General features: G+C 63.0%; 14 protein-coding genes. 11 read left to right on the top strand and 3 right to left on the bottom strand.

What is annotated here, in order from left to right; translation table 11 throughout:
* Nucleotides 1-308: 308 nt before the first annotated feature.
* Nucleotides 309-500 (top strand): hypothetical protein, encoded by a 192-nt coding sequence (locus HX881_RS29510; protein ID WP_177088083.1) that lies wholly within the window; start codon nt 309-311, stop codon nt 498-500.
* Between the two features lie 311 nt (nt 501-811).
* Here the strand turns inward: HX881_RS29510 and HX881_RS29505 are convergent, their stop codons facing one another.
* Entirely contained in the window at nt 812-1,309 is a 498-nt protein-coding gene (locus HX881_RS29505; protein WP_017126622.1) for a winged helix-turn-helix transcriptional regulator, read from the bottom strand.
* Nucleotides 1,310-1,409: 100 nt separating this feature from the next.
* On the opposite strand from HX881_RS29505, the gene HX881_RS29500 reads away from it, so the two are divergent.
* Together HX881_RS29500 and HX881_RS29495 are read left to right on the top strand one after the other, a co-directional pair.
* The gene (locus tag HX881_RS29500) at nt 1,410-2,036 is read left to right on the top strand and encodes a cysteine hydrolase family protein (RefSeq protein WP_017126623.1); all 627 of its coding nucleotides are present in this window, start codon (nt 1,410-1,412) and stop codon (nt 2,034-2,036) included.
* On the top strand, nt 2,037-3,602 hold the full coding sequence (locus HX881_RS29495; RefSeq protein ID WP_177088081.1) for an aldehyde dehydrogenase (NADP(+)): 1,566 nt from the start codon (nt 2,037-2,039) through the stop codon (nt 3,600-3,602).
* Nucleotides 3,603-3,652: 50 nt separating this feature from the next.
* On the opposite strand, the gene HX881_RS29490 is transcribed toward HX881_RS29495, so the two are convergent.
* Nucleotides 3,653-3,985: a hypothetical protein gene (locus tag HX881_RS29490; RefSeq protein WP_177088080.1), complete on the bottom strand. Its 333-nt coding sequence runs from the start codon at nt 3,983-3,985 to the stop codon at nt 3,653-3,655.
* Between the two features lie 125 nt (nt 3,986-4,110).
* Nucleotides 4,111-5,892 (bottom strand): helix-turn-helix domain-containing protein, encoded by a 1,782-nt coding sequence (locus HX881_RS29485; RefSeq protein ID WP_343054859.1) that lies wholly within the window; start codon nt 5,890-5,892, stop codon nt 4,111-4,113.
* A 167-nt stretch (nt 5,893-6,059) separates the two neighbouring features.
* On the opposite strand from HX881_RS29485, the gene HX881_RS29480 reads away from it, so the two are divergent.
* From HX881_RS29480 to HX881_RS29445, 8 genes are all read left to right on the top strand, one after another.
* Nucleotides 6,060-6,659 carry an amino acid synthesis family protein gene (locus HX881_RS29480; RefSeq protein WP_017126627.1) on the top strand — a complete coding sequence of 200 codons (600 nt, stop codon included), beginning with the start codon at nt 6,060-6,062 and terminating at the stop codon, nt 6,657-6,659.
* A 127-nt stretch (nt 6,660-6,786) separates the two neighbouring features.
* Nucleotides 6,787-7,749 (top strand): flavin reductase family protein, encoded by a 963-nt coding sequence (locus tag HX881_RS29475; protein ID WP_177088078.1) that lies wholly within the window; start codon nt 6,787-6,789, stop codon nt 7,747-7,749.
* Nucleotides 7,750-7,771: 22 nt separating this feature from the next.
* On the top strand, nt 7,772-9,283 hold the full coding sequence (locus HX881_RS29470) for an aldehyde dehydrogenase (RefSeq protein WP_177088076.1): 1,512 nt from the start codon (nt 7,772-7,774) through the stop codon (nt 9,281-9,283).
* Between the two features lie 18 nt (nt 9,284-9,301).
* Entirely contained in the window at nt 9,302-10,378 is a 1,077-nt protein-coding gene (locus HX881_RS29465; RefSeq protein ID WP_177088074.1) for an LLM class flavin-dependent oxidoreductase, read from the top strand.
* A 5-nt stretch (nt 10,379-10,383) separates the two neighbouring features.
* The gene (locus HX881_RS29460; protein ID WP_177088072.1) at nt 10,384-11,196 is read left to right on the top strand and encodes an alpha/beta fold hydrolase; all 813 of its coding nucleotides are present in this window, start codon (nt 10,384-10,386) and stop codon (nt 11,194-11,196) included.
* Complete coding sequence (locus tag HX881_RS29455; RefSeq protein ID WP_017126632.1) at nt 11,189-11,584, top strand: carboxymuconolactone decarboxylase family protein; 396 nt, start codon at nt 11,189-11,191, stop codon at nt 11,582-11,584. Before HX881_RS29460 ends, HX881_RS29455 begins: the two co-directional genes overlap by 8 nt.
* Nucleotides 11,585-11,764: 180 nt before the next feature.
* Nucleotides 11,765-12,961 carry a betaine/proline/choline family ABC transporter ATP-binding protein gene (locus tag HX881_RS29450; protein ID WP_177088070.1) on the top strand — a complete coding sequence of 399 codons (1,197 nt, stop codon included), beginning with the start codon at nt 11,765-11,767 and terminating at the stop codon, nt 12,959-12,961.
* Nucleotides 12,954-13,850, top strand: coding sequence for an ABC transporter permease (locus tag HX881_RS29445; RefSeq protein WP_042935489.1), 897 nt, complete (start codon nt 12,954-12,956; stop codon nt 13,848-13,850). Before HX881_RS29450 ends, HX881_RS29445 begins: the two co-directional genes overlap by 8 nt.
* Nucleotides 13,851-13,887: the final 37 nt, after the last annotated feature.

The following is a 13,887-nucleotide window of genomic DNA, read 5'->3' as shown; positions in this document are numbered from 1 at the left end:
TTGAGCTGGGATTGATCTTCGTACTGCACGAATAGTCCGGAAAACTGAAAGCCCTGAACCTGTTCAGGGCTTTTTTGCTAACGGACAGGAAGCGTGAAAGACCTCTTCGAGTAAACCTGAAAAAGCCAGAAAGCTGTCGAGTTTTCCGACCATAGAGTAGGACCTCTACTGAAAGAGTGAGTCTCGACGGTATATCGAAATAGTCATGCGTTGAAACATCGCCACGCTTCAAAAATGTACCCCAAGGGTACAAAATCCGCCTGTCAGCACCATAAACACGCACCTCTGCCCTGACGACGGATAGCTTCATGTTGAGAGAAGATCGCGAGCACCTCGAACTGGAAAATCTTTCGGTGGAGAGCTACAAGCTCATGGCAGAGGCGCGCAAGCTGGGCATCGAGAAAGAGAAAATAAAGCTTGAAGCAATTCTTTACCCCTTTGTCGTTGGAGCAGGCCTGATTACCGCGCTGGTCGCACTTCTCACATTCATGGAGAGGTAGTCGCCGGATTGCGCCTTCGCTGATATCAATTGCAGTTATTCGAAGGGCTACATGATGGGACAACCATCCCCGGCCCATCACCTTGAAAAAGGACGGTCACCATGCCCCAACGACCAACCGATGTATCCCAAAGCCTGTCTGAAGACCTGATACAGCTACGCGCCGATGTAGCTGCGTTCCACAAGGAAATGAGACATAGACCCCCCTCCAGCCCTTACAAGGTATGGCTGTCGTTCGGGTTGGGAGCCGGTACGGCGCTGGCCCTGTATTTCATCGTCTCACTGATAAAGCACCTGCGCTGACTATTCGTTTCAATTCCCTTTCGACACCTCACGCCGCACCTTGCGCTCCATGGCATAGGCCGCGCCGGGCTCGCTGATCAAGTCTTCCCGACGCAGCGGTTGCGCGCAATGCTCGCAAAGCGGCCCCAGGCCCGCTGGTTGGCCGCAGAGTTTGTGCGTATAGCGCACCGCCAATTCTTCCTCTTCCGATTTGCACCAGGTCTCGCCCCACGCCCGTAGCGCCAGGACCACGGAATAGAACGCCTCGCCTTTTGGCGTCAGATGGTATTCGTGGCGCAGCGGACGCTCGCTGTAGGGGCGCCGCTCAACCAGTCCGTCAGCCTCCAGGCTTTTCAGGCGACCGGCAATCATCTGCGGCGTTCCGCCCGTCTGGATCTGGATCTCGTCGAAGCGACGATTGCCCATGAACAGCTCGCGCAAAACCAGCAGCGTCCAGCGGCCACCTATAATTTCCTCAGCCCGCGCGATCGGGCACAACGTCTCAGGCGCGCTTTCTTTCACCGACATACCACCTTGCCTCTCAGTAGATACTATGATTATCATAGTAACGTAGTACCAGGGCAACCCCCGCTGCCCTGGCTATCCAAAAAACGCTGGAGATCCCCCCATGTCGACTATCACCTACCCTATCGATCGGACCGCCTATCTGCTGGTCGATCCCTACAATGACTTTCTCTCCGAAGGCGGCAAGGTCTACCCCTTCATCGAACCCGTCGCCAACGAGGTTCACCTGCTCGATAACCTGCGCGCCCTTGACCGGACCGTACGGGCCCAGGGCATTCAAGTGGTGATTGTACCGCACCGCCGCTGGGAAAAAGGCGACTACGAGAGCTGGGACCATCCGAGTCCGACCCAATGCAAGGTCATGCATATGCATCACTTCGCACGCGGTGAATGGGGTGGGGAATGGCACCCCGATTTCGCGCCGAAGGACGGTGACATCGTCGTTCAGGAACACTGGGGCTCCAGCGGATTCGCCAATACCGACCTGGATTTCCGCCTCAAGCAGCAGGGCATCACCCACGTGATCATCGTCGGCCTGCTGGCCAACACCTGCATCGAGGCGACCGCCCGCTACGCGGTGGAACTGGGCTACCACGTCACCCTGGTACGGGACGCCACCGCGGCCCTCAAACCGGAAATGATGCACGCTGCGCACGAACTCAATGGCCCGACATTTGCCCATTCGATCGTCGCCACTGGCGAGCTCATCGCCACGCTGGAGGGCAAGTAAATGCAATTGACTGGCAAGCTCTTTATCGGCGCAGGTGATCTCTCCATCCCCGAGGCGACCATGAAGGCCCTCAACCCGGCGACCAACCAGACGATAGAACCCGCTTTTGCGTTGGGCGACGCAGCTGCCGTCGATGCCGCTGCCGTTCTCGCCGACGAGGCATTCGACAGCTACAGCCATGCCCCGCTCTCCCGGCGGGCCGCGTTCCTGGAAAGCATCGCCGACAACCTCGATGCTGTCCGTCTGGAACTGGCTGCCAGGGCAGCGCTCGAAACCGGCATCCCCCAGGCCCAGCTCGAAGGTGAAGCGGCCAAGGCGGCGACCCAGTTCCGTCAGTTCGCCGACGTCGTGCGCAAAGGGCGTTTCCTGCAGTTGTCCATCGATCCGGAGCAACCTGATCGTCAGCCGCGCCCCCGCATGGACCACCGGCTACAGAAAATGGCGATCGGCCCGGTCGCCATCTTCGGCGCCAGCAACTTCCCGATTGCCTACTCGATTGCCGGCGGTGACACCGCGTCCGCCCTGGCGGCGGGCGCGCCGGTCATCCTGAAGGCCCATAACGCCCATCCCGGTGCTTCGGAGATTCAGGCCAGGGCGATTCGCAAGGCGGTGCAAGAACACGGCCTGCACCTGGGCGTATTTTCAATGGTACGCGGCGAAGGCAACACCCTTGGTGAGGCCCTGGTCGATCACCCACTGGTCAAGGCCGTCACCTTCACTGGTTCGGAACAGGGCGGCATGGCGCTCTATCGCCGGGCCCAGCAACGCCCCGACCCGATCCCGGTATTCACCGAAATGACCAGCGTCAACCCGACCTTTGTCCTGGCTCATACGCTGGCTCAAAAAGGCGCGAGCATCGGTGACGGCTTCATCGAACGCATGCTGGTCAATGTCGGCCAGGCCTGCCTGAAACCCGCCCTCCTCATTGCCATTGACGGCCCCGGCTTCGAGCCGCTGCGCACGGCGATGATCGAGCGCGTGGCACAGGCGACAGCGCGGACCATGCTCACCCCCGGCATCCATGGGGCCTATATGAAATCCCTGGCAAGCGTGCAAAACGCCGGTGCGGCCGCCATCGCCCATGGACGGGCATCTGAAGCCGCGGTCGATGGGCAATCGATGCTGCTGGAAGTGGATGGCGAGCAGTTCCTGCGTGAAACAGCACTGTCGCAAGAAGTGTTCGGCCCGGCGGCATTGCTGGTCAGGGTCCGGGATGAAGAGCAACTGCTTGCGGTCGCCCGCTCGCTGCGCGGTCAACTCAGCGCCGCCATTCACCTGGAGGCCGATGACCTGCCGACGGCCCGGCGCCTGCTGCCGATCCTGGAGAGACGCACCGGGCGTATCGTCGTCAATGCCTTTGCCCATCCCCAGGAAGTGTCATTCGCGGCGATCCATGGCGGTCCCTATCCGGCCACCTCGGACAGCCGCTTCACGTCCGTCGGCATGACCTCCATCGAGCGCTTCCTGCGGCCGGTGTGCTACCAGGGATTTCCCGATGCCCTCCTGCCCGAGGCCCTGCGCGACAGCAATCCGCTGGGGCTGCCTCGTCTCCTGGATGGCCAGTGACAGGTACGGCACTCACTGGTCATCGGCGCACGCGCTGAAGCCTTCCGCTACTAGATGGGTTTGACCGACACCACATCGAAGTAGCGGAACTTCTTCTTTTTCGCTTCGTTCTTGGCTTCCTGTTCCGCAACGAAGGTGCTCAGGGTATTGGCGTCATAAGTGAGCACCTCGATCTCGCCTTCAAACTCCCGCGTAGCGTGCAGCGTGACCCTCAGTTTCGGCGAGAGCGCCTTGGCGACAGGACGACGCCTGGGGGCTGCTGACGGAGCCGGGACAAACGTCGGCTCAGGCGATGGCGCGGGGATCGGTACCGGTTCGGCGTTTGGGCTGGAGGTACCAAACAGCGCCAGGCGCATCTCCTCCTCGCTCAGTTCATTACTCATTATCGATGTCTCATTTACAGATAGGCAGTTTGATATTTAGGAAGCTAACGGATTTTACCAGTCTTGGTCGCCGGTTGCTCTAATCAGTATCAATCCGCACCGGGACAACAGTCCGGGCAGGCATCCTAGCTATCGATCACCCGCTGCAAATGAATCGCCAACTCCGTGGCAAACCGTCGCTCCGGCGTCTCCACGTCGATGCCGAACAGCTCCTGGATCCGCGACAACCGATACCTCAGCGTCGTCACATGGACCCCCATCGCATCGGCGCACGCCTGGCTGCGGCAGCTCTCGCGCAGATAGGCCGTCAGTGTTTCCAGGTAAGGCGTGTGGTGCTTGCGGTCGTGGGCCAGCATGGCGCCGACGCTTTCGTTGACGAAGGTGCGGATATCCTCCCCACCCACCGCCGCCACGAAAATGGGAATCGGCCCGAAGTCCTGATCGGAAATCGGGCCGCTGCGACCGAACGAACGGGCGATGTCGATCAACCGCCGGCAGCGCTCCCAGGCGGCGGGGTAGTCGCCGAGCGCCCGGCACACGCCACTGGCCAGCAGGATCGGCTCGCCGCCCAGGTAGTGCGCCAGGTCATCGGCAATCTGGCGCTTGACCTTGACCAGGCGCTCGCGGCCCTTCTCGCCCTCCGAGGGCACCAGGCACACCAGGCCGTTGTCGACGATGATCACCGTGGCCTGGATCGATGCCCGCGCCAGGATACGCGCGACGTTGTGATGCAGGTTCTTCGACTCGCGGGCCTTGCCGCCGTAATCGACGATGATCATCTGCTGCGCGCTGTGGAAATGGATGCCCAGGCGTCGGGCCCGTTGCAGGATGTCGTCGGCGTCGCGCCAGCGGCCTTCGAGGACTTCGAACAGCAGTTCGGTCTGGGTCCGGGTTTCGAAGCGAAACCGGATAAAGCTGCGCATCATCTGCACGCTCAAGGCGAACTTGGCACTTTCCAGCATCAGCAGGTCCAGTTCGTTCATCGGCAGCGCCACCGGGAACAGCACCAGTGCCCCCACCAGTTCGTGATCGACCATCAGCGGTTCGATCTGTGCCCGCAGGGTGAACTGGCGCCGGCCGTCGTCGAGAAACAGATTCACCGTGTTCCTCAGCGCGCTGCGCAGGCTTTCCTGGGCCGCCCTGGAAATCTGCACGCTCAGTACCCCGGCAGCGGCCGCCTGCCAGGCGCTGTCGTCGAACAGCGCGGTGTCCGGGGAGCGCCCGGCCACCACCTGGTTGGCAGTGAAGTCGACGGCGATCACCGGATTGGGCAACTGATCGCCGACCATCAGCGACAGCGACGTCACCGAACCACCGTCCAGTACGTGTTCCAGCAAGGTCGTGTGCACATGCAAGGCCTGCTGCATGCGCTCGGCGGCACGGCGCTCGGCTTCCAGCTGGCGCTGGCGCTCCACGGCAATGGCACCGAGGTGAATGATCATGCCGAGGAATACCCGATCCTCTTCCGAGACGTCCATGATCGTGCGGGAAATGACGCTGAGCACCATGGGGCGACCGTCGAAATCGGTGCAGTTCATGGGCATCACCATCACCGTACGGTAGTCGCGTTCCACGGATTCACGGCGATAGCCGGGGTACTCGCATTCGCGCACATCACGGATGAATACCGGCTCGTTGCGCTGCAAGGCAGTCATCACCGGGCTCGACGACAACTCCCAGCAATCCACCAGTGGCCGCTGCACCAGCGTCGGGTCATGACGGGCAATCACATGGCCGAAACCAGCCTCCATATCAATGGCCATGATCGAACTCATGGTCCAGTGGGTGTGCCGGCAACTGGCGTAGACCAGCTGATGCAGCATCGACTGCAGATCACCACCGGAGTTGATCTGGCTGGCGACATCGCGCAACGAGAGTATCTGCATTTCTCGATTCAAGGCATTCACCTGGACATGGAGGACATGGCAGTCAAGTTGCCTGCCCGGCTCGCCTGATACTTGCTCCGGTCAAGAGCAATGTCCAGCGTATTTGTACTGCGTAACCAAGGAAGACGGGTTTTGCCTTTGCCCATAGCCTTGGGCAAAACCAACAGCCACAAGGGCGATGAGTCATCATGAATCTGGAAAATCTGGGCGTCAGGAAGTACTGCACCTTTATCGAGGAAACCTATATCGAGGGCGGCAAGGACGCCGGCCAACCGATCACCCTGATCGTTGTCGCCGCGGTGCTGAAAAACCCCTGGGCCGGCCAGGGCTTCGTCGAGAACCTGCGGCCGGAAATCCTGCGCCTGGCCCCAGGCCTGGGGTACGAGATGACCCGTCGCCTGACCGCCCTGATGCCGGGCGACAAGGTCGAAGCCTTTGGCAAGGCCGCTGCCGTCGGGGTCAACGGCGAGATCGAGCACGCCTCGGGGCTGATCCACACCCTGCGCTTCGGCAACCTGTTCCGCGAAGCGGTGCAAGGCACGGCCTACCTCAGCTTCACCAACACCCGCAATGCGCCGGGCGCCCTGCTTGCCCTGCCGATGGTGCACAAAAGCGAAACCGGCAAGCGCTCGCACTTCCTCACCGCCAATTTCCAGATCGCCGATGCGCCGGGCCCGGATGAAGTGCTGATCGCCATCGGCGCCTCCGATGGCTCGCGGGCGCACCCACGGATCGCCGACCGCTATCAGGACATGGCGGAGATGGAAGCGGAACAGCCCAGGGACTGATCGTCCCTCGCAACCGCAGCAAAAAAACCACCCAGCTTCCTCTTGATCGACGCAAGCCCGCGGTTTTCCTTCCCCGTAGGCTTGCTTCACACCACAAGAACATGCCCTTGCACACAGGAGCACTGCGATGCCGAGCACCATGGTCAACGCCAAAGCCGCAGCCGTCGATCCCGGCGCCCTGCGCCAGGCCTTCGGCACCTTCGTGACCGGAGTCACCGTCATCACCACCCATGACGCCGATGGCAATCCCCGGGGCATGACGGCCAATTCGTTCACCTCGGTCTCCCTCGACCCGCCGTTGCTGCTGGTGTGCGTCGGCAAATCGGCGGCCAGCTACACCGCGTTCGCCAGCACCGAACATTTCGCCGTCAACTTGCTGCATGAAGGGCAAGTGGACGTTTCCGGGACCTTCGCCTCGAAGTCGCCGGACAAGTTCCAGACCGTCAATCACGACACGGTCCATACCGGCGCGCCGATCCTCACCGACAGCCTGACCTGGTTCGACTGCACCGTGGACCAGCGCATCGAAGCCGGCGACCACCTGGTGCTGATCGGCCAGGTCCGTGCGTTCGGCACCAGCCCCAAGCTGCCGCTGTGTTTCTGCCGGGGCCGCTACGCGAACATCCAGGACCCGCTGCCGGCCAGCTGGCTGGACTCCCACAAGATGATCATCGGCTACCTGATCGAAGCCGGTGACGCGATCCTGTTCCGCGCCGACGGCCAGGGCGGCTGGACCTTGCCCGTGGCCGGCAAGCGCAAGGGTTTTATCGATGCCGGGCACTGCTCCCTGCCGGTGGAACTGGAGTCGACCTTCCTGTACTCGGCCTTCGATGTCGACGATACCGACCCCGGCTACCTGATCTACCGCGCCCAGCTCGGAGCGCTGGATACCGAGCTGCCCGACACCCTGCGCTTCTTCCCGCTGGACGAACTGCCCATCGAACTGATGCCGGTCAACGAGCTGCGTTCGGTGGTCCGCCGCTATGCCCGCGAACGCCAGAACCAGCAGTTCGGCATCTACACCGGTTCCGCCGCCAGCGGGCGGATAGCGATGCTCGAGAACGCCGCGCTGGCGCCCGAATCCCTTTGACACGCACCTACAGGACACTCGCATGAAAACCACGGTCAGCGCCCTCGAGGGCAATCGCCTCAACCTGTTTATCGACGGCCGCTTCGTCGCGCCCGCCAGCGACACCTACATCGACAGCTTCGACCCCACCACCGGCCGCTCCTGGTACCAGTTCGCCCAGGCCGACGCCAGTGACGTCGAGCGCGCGGTCGCTTCGGCCCAGCGCGCCTTCCATGATCCGCAATGGCGCAACCAGACACCCACCGCCCGGGGCAAACTGCTCTATCGCCTGGCACAACTGGTGGCCGAACACGCCGAGGAACTGGCCCTGCTGGAAACCCGCGACAACGGCAAACTGCTGCGGGAAATGCAGGCGCAGATGAGTGCCCTGCCCGACGCCTACACCTACTTCGCCGGCATGGCCGACAAGCTGCAGGGCGAAACCATTCCGGTCAACAAGCTCAACCAGCTCAACTACAGCACCCGCGAGCCCCTGGGCGTGATCGGCATGATCACCCCGTGGAACTCGCCGCTGATGCTGCTCACCGGCACCCTGGCGCCCTGCCTGGCCATCGGCAACACCGTGGTGATCAAGCCGTCCGAGCATGCCAGTGCCTCCACCCTGGCCCTGGCCGAACTGATCATCGAGGCCGGCTTCCCCGCCGGCGTGGTCAACGTCATCACCGGCAACGGTCCGGTGACCGGCGATGCCCTGACCCGTCATCCGGACATCGCCAAATACGTGTTCACCGGCAGCACCGACACCGGCCGGCGCATCGCCGGCAACGCGGCGAACAACCTGGTGCCGTGCCAGATGGAACTGGGCGGCAAATCACCCCACGTGGTGTTCGCCGATGTGGACATCGACAAGGCCGTCAACGGCGTGGTCTCCGGCATCTTCGCCGCCGCCGGGCAAAGCTGCGTCGCCGGTTCGCGCTGCTTCGTCGAGGCCCCGATCTACGACCGCTTCGTCGAGGCCCTGGTGGCCCGCACCCGGAACATCACCGTCGGCCATCCCATGGAAGAACACACCGATATCGGCCCGCTGGCCTTGCAGGCCCAGTTGCAGAAAATCGAAGGCTACATCGCCAGCGGCGTGCAACAGGGTGCCCGGGCGGCCATCGGCGGCAAGCGTCCGAGCAGCTCGCACCTGGCCGAAGGCTGGTATTTCGAACCGACGGTGATGACCAACGCCAGCAACGACATGCCGTTCATGCGTGACGAGTTGTTCGGGCCGGTGATCGGCGTCATGCCCTTCACTTCGGAAGAACAGATGATCGGCCTGGCCAACGACACCCACTACGGCCTCGCCTCGGGCATCTGGACCCAGAACATCGACCGCGCCATGCGCTTCGCCAACCGTATCGACGCCGGCACGGTGTGGATCAACACCTACCGCAGTTCCGCCTACATGTCCGCCAATGGCGGCTTCAAGCAGAGCGGCTATGGCCGTCGCGGCGGCTTTGACGTGATGCGTGAGTTTTCCCGGGCCAAGAACGTGGTCATCGATTACTCCGGCGAGATGCAGGATCCGTTTGTCATCCGCCTGCGCTGATTATTCAAGGAGCACCTCATGAAATTTGCCGTATCCCTGAGCATGGAACGTTTCTCCCCCGACGTGCCCATGCAGACCGTCATGGCCAACCTGCTGGAACTGGCGCAGATCGCCGATGAAGGCGGCTTCGAAACCCTGTGGACCTCGGAGCACCACACCCTCGAATGCACCATCGCGCCCAACCCGTTCCAGACCCTGGTATGGCTGGCCCAGCACACACAGCGCATTCGCCTGGGTACCGCGACCCTGGCGGCCGCCTACTGGCATCCGATCCGCCTGGCCGGCGAAGCCGCGTTGTGCGACCACCTGACCAAGGGCCGCCTGGAGTTCGGCATCGCCCGCGGCTCCTACCAGTACGAGTTCGATCGCATGACCCCCGGCCTGCAGCAGCAGGAGGGCGTCGGCTACATGAAGGAACTGGTGCCGGCGGTACAGAAGCTCTGGGCCGGGGATTACGCCCATGATGGCCACTACTGGAAATTCCCGCGGACGGCGGCCGTGCCCAAGCCGTTGCAGAAGGATCACCCGCGTATCTGGGTGGCCGCGCGGGACCCGGGCACCTTCGACTGGGCGGTGGGCATCGGCGCCAACATCCTCTCCACCCCGCTCTCGCTGCCGGCGGCTGAAATCGCCGTACTGGGTGAGAAATTCAACAAGGCCGTCGCCGACAATCCCCATGTGCCGCGTCCGCGTTTCATGATGCAGCGCCGTACCTGCGTGTATGCCAGGGCGCAAGACTGGGAACTGCCGGTCAGGCACAGCATGGACTTCGGCCGGGCCTTCGAGAACCTGATGCAGAACATCGGCACCGTGCACAACGGCTTCCCCGAGCCGGTGTCCTTTGAAAGTGTCCGGGGCAAGGACAACTACAACCCGGAGAACCTGCGGCGCAACCTGATGTTCGGCACCCCGGAGGAAATCATCGAGAAGCTGCTCGACTACGAAGCCGCCGGCGTCGACCAGTATTGCCTGGGCCTGACCTTCAACCTGCCGTTCGAGCTGCAGAAGCAGACCCTGCGCCTGTTTATCGACGAGGTGATGCCGGTGTTCGCCGAGCGTGAGCGCACCAAACGCCGCGACAAGGCCACGGAGTGACCGCCATGAGCGAAGCACAACGCTTCAGCGTGGCCAATGTCACGCTCAACTATCGCCTCGACGGCCAGGGGCCGCGCCCGCTGCTGTGCATCCATGGCGTCGGCTCCAGCCTGGAGGCCTGGGGCGAGGTGGTGGACCGCCTGCAAGAGCAGTTCACCCTCCTGACCTTCGACCTGCGCGGCCACGGCCAGTCATCCCGCACGCCCGGCCGCTATGAAATCGATCACCTGGTGGGCGAAGCCCTGGCCCTGGCCGATCATGTCGGCTTCAAGGACTTCGACCTCGCCGGCTTCTCGCTGGGCGGACTGATCGCCCAGCGCATGGCCCTGACCCACCCGGCGCGGGTCCGGCGCCTGGTATTGCTGTCGACGGTCGCCGGACGCAACGCCGAGGAACGCGAACGGGTGCAGGCGCGCCTGGCGGCCCTGCAGACCGGCGAGCCGGTGGCCCATTACGAAGCGTCGCTGTCACGCTGGCTGACCGAGGATTTCCAGGCCCGCCACCCGCAGGCCGTCAGCCGGCTGCGGCAACAGAACGCCGCCAACGATCCCGGCTGTTATGCCGCGGCGTATCGGGTGCTGGCGGAGTCGGACTTCGGCGACCAGCTCCAGCAGATTCGCTGCCCGACACTGATCGCCACCGGCGCCGAGGATGCCGGCTCGAACCCGAGGATGGCGGCCTTCATGCACGAACGCATCCGGGGCTCGCAGCTGAAGATCCTGCCGGGGTTGCGCCACTGCATTCTGATCGAGGCCCCGGAACAGGTGGCAACGCTCATGCGCGAATTTCTTTCCGATTCGGAGGTACACCATGGATAAGTCACTGCAGGCTCAAGGCGAAACAGTTCGCCGCCAGGTCCTGGGCAATGCCTACGTCGACCAGGCGCTGGGCAAGGCCGACGATTTCTCGCGGCCGTTCCAGGCCGTGCTCAACGAATACTGCTGGGGCATGGTCTGGACCGACGAGTCCCTCGACCTCAAGCAACGCAGCCTGCTGAACCTCGGCATGCTCGCGGCGCTGGGCCGGATGGACGAGTTCGGCACGCACTTCTGCGGCGCGATCCGCAACGGTCTCACGGACGAGGAACTGCGCGCCGCCCTGGTCCAGATCGCGGTGTACTGCGGCGTGCCGGCGGGTGTCGAAGCCTTCCGCGTCGCCCGCAAGGCGCGGGAAAGCATGGACCCGACGCAATCCACTACCGGCTGACGTCTCACCCTTGCACTCGCCACACCGCTCATGCTGTAAGTGCCCTCGCACAACAACAAGAAATTTTTGAGACTGCACCCTTGCGCCCGCGACACCGAAGGACCTTTGACTGCCAGTAGCCCAAAAATTTCTATTGATGAAGTTTTCCGCAGATTGCAAAACAACAATTGGAGGCAATTGGTGAGCGAACGACTGAAGATTGAGAACCTCTACAAGGTCTTCTCCTCGACCCCCGACAGAGCCATGCAGCTCTTGACCGCCGGGGCCAGCAAAGACCGGATCCTGGCCGAGACCGCCACCGTGGTCGGCCTGAACAACGTATCGCTGTCCATTCCCAGTGGCGCGATCTACATGATCATGGGTTTGTCCGGCTCGGGAAAATCCACCCTGGCCCGTTGCATCAACCGTTTGAACGAACCGACCGCGGGCAGGATCCTGCTGGACGGCACGGACCTGGTGGCCTTGAACGAAAGCGACTTGCGCGAGGTGCGCCGCACGCGCATCTCCATGGTGTTCCAGCATTTCGCCCTGCTGCCGAACAAGACCGTGATCGAAAACACCGAGTTCGGCCTCAAGTTGCGTGGCGTCGGTGCCGCCGAACGCCGCAAGCGCGCCGAGGAAGTCCTGGCCATCGTCGGCCTGGCCAAGTGGGCCGAGCACCACCCCCATGAACTGTCCGGCGGCATGCGCCAGCGGGTCGGCCTGGCCCGGGCCCTGGCCACCGATGCCGACGTGCTGATCATGGACGAGGCCTTCAGCGCCCTCGATCCGTTGATCCGCACGGAAATGCAGGACGAATTGCTGCGCCTGCAACGCACCCTGAAAAAAACCATCCTGTTCATCACCCACGATTTCCAGGAGGCCCTGAAGCTGGGCACCCGTATCGCGATCATGGCCGACGGCCAGGTGGTGCGCGAGGGCACGCCCCAGGAAATCGTCATGGACCCCGGCAGCGACTATGTCGCCTCGTTCACCCGCGAGGTGGACCGCTCGCGCCTGTTCGACGCGCGCTCGGTCATGCAGGTCGCCGACACCTTGCTGGTCCAGGGCGATACCCGCGTGGTCGGCAATGACAACGCCGGTGCCTTTGTCCTCAACACCAGCGGCAAGCCGGTGGGCGTGCTCGATGCGGCGGCGCTGCTGGCCGTTGGCGGCGGCAGCGATGCTCTGCAACGCCTGTCGACCCAGTTTGTCAGCGTGCCGGCCAGCGCCAAGCTGGTGGAAGTGGCGCGCCTGCTCAAGCCGGGCCTGCCGATAGCCGTGGTCGATGGCGAGGGGCTGTTTGTCGGCACCCTGAACAGCGCCCATATCCTTGATTGCATTGCCAGCGTCCCGCCCCCTCGCGCCAACGCTGCGGAGGTTGCCCAGCATGCTTAGTTCAGAAGACCTTGCCGTTTTTCCCGTGGACCAGTGGATCAGCCAGGGCGTCGAGTGGCTGGGCATTCACCTGCGGCCGATATTCCTCGCCATCCGCTGGCCGGTGGAACACCTGCTGGCGCTGAGCGACTCACTGATCCATGCCATCCCGTTCCCGGTGATGGTGCTGCTGATGTTCCTCATCGCCTACCGCGCCGCGAGCCTGGGCGTGGCCCTGTTCAGCGCCGTCGCCCTGGTGGCCATCGCCGCGCTGGGGGTGTGGGACGAAGCCATGACCACCTTGTCGCTGATCACCACGGCGATTGTCATCTGCATGCTCGTCGGGATTCCCGTGGGGGTGTGGTGCGCCCGCAGCGAACGGGTCTGGCAGATCATGCGGCCGATCCTCGACATCATGCAGACCACGCCGACCTTCGTATACCTGGTGCCGGTGGTGATGCTGTTCGGCGTGGGCACCGTGTCGGGTGAAGTCGCGGTGGTGATCTCCGCCTGTCCGCCCCTGATCCGCTTCACCTACCTGGGCATCCGCATGGTGGAAACCGAACTCGTCGAAGCCGGCCACGCCTTCGGTGCCGACAGCCGCCAGTTGCTCTGGGAAATCCAGTTGCCGCTGGCGATACCGACCATTCTCGGCGGCCTCAACCAGACCGTGCTGACCGCCATGGTGATGTCGGTGGTGGTGGCGATGATCGGCGCCGAAGGCCTGGGCCTGGTGGTCTTGCAAGGTCTGGGGCGGATGGACGTGGGCCGCGCCGCGGTAGGCGGTATCGCCATCGTGCTGCTGGCGATGATGCTCGACCGGATCACCCAGAAACTGGCGCAGCCGTCGGTACGCAAGCGCAAGTCGCTGTTCAAGCGCCTGTTCAACCCGCGTCCGCTGAATGCCTAGGAAGCATCCCCAACAACAATCATGAATGCCAGTTGTC

This window comes from Pseudomonas gingeri (assembly GCF_013386115.1).
In the GTDB taxonomy this organism is placed as follows: domain Bacteria; phylum Pseudomonadota; class Gammaproteobacteria; order Pseudomonadales; family Pseudomonadaceae; genus Aquipseudomonas; species Aquipseudomonas gingeri.
This window is presented reverse-complemented; position numbering and strand designations above follow the sequence as displayed.

What these genes read in the sequence shown, in the direction of transcription:
- HX881_RS29510 (WP_177088083.1), top strand. Translation starts at nt 309, where the DNA reads ATGTTGAGAGAAGATCGCGAGCACCTCGAACTGGAAAATCTTTCGGTG.
- HX881_RS29505 (WP_017126622.1), bottom strand. Translation starts at nt 1,309, where the DNA reads ATGTCGGTGAAAGAAAGCGCGCCTGAGACGTTGTGCCCGATCGCGCGG.
- HX881_RS29500 (WP_017126623.1), top strand. Translation starts at nt 1,410, where the DNA reads ATGTCGACTATCACCTACCCTATCGATCGGACCGCCTATCTGCTGGTC.
- HX881_RS29495 (WP_177088081.1), top strand. Translation starts at nt 2,037, where the DNA reads ATGCAATTGACTGGCAAGCTCTTTATCGGCGCAGGTGATCTCTCCATC.
- HX881_RS29490 (WP_177088080.1), bottom strand. Translation starts at nt 3,985, where the DNA reads ATGAGTAATGAACTGAGCGAGGAGGAGATGCGCCTGGCGCTGTTTGGT.
- HX881_RS29480 (WP_017126627.1), top strand. Translation starts at nt 6,060, where the DNA reads ATGAATCTGGAAAATCTGGGCGTCAGGAAGTACTGCACCTTTATCGAG.
- HX881_RS29475 (WP_177088078.1), top strand. Translation starts at nt 6,787, where the DNA reads ATGCCGAGCACCATGGTCAACGCCAAAGCCGCAGCCGTCGATCCCGGC.
- HX881_RS29470 (WP_177088076.1), top strand. Translation starts at nt 7,772, where the DNA reads ATGAAAACCACGGTCAGCGCCCTCGAGGGCAATCGCCTCAACCTGTTT.
- HX881_RS29465 (WP_177088074.1), top strand. Translation starts at nt 9,302, where the DNA reads ATGAAATTTGCCGTATCCCTGAGCATGGAACGTTTCTCCCCCGACGTG.
- HX881_RS29460 (WP_177088072.1), top strand. Translation starts at nt 10,384, where the DNA reads ATGAGCGAAGCACAACGCTTCAGCGTGGCCAATGTCACGCTCAACTAT.
- HX881_RS29455 (WP_017126632.1), top strand. Translation starts at nt 11,189, where the DNA reads ATGGATAAGTCACTGCAGGCTCAAGGCGAAACAGTTCGCCGCCAGGTC.
- HX881_RS29445 (WP_042935489.1), top strand. Translation starts at nt 12,954, where the DNA reads ATGCTTAGTTCAGAAGACCTTGCCGTTTTTCCCGTGGACCAGTGGATC.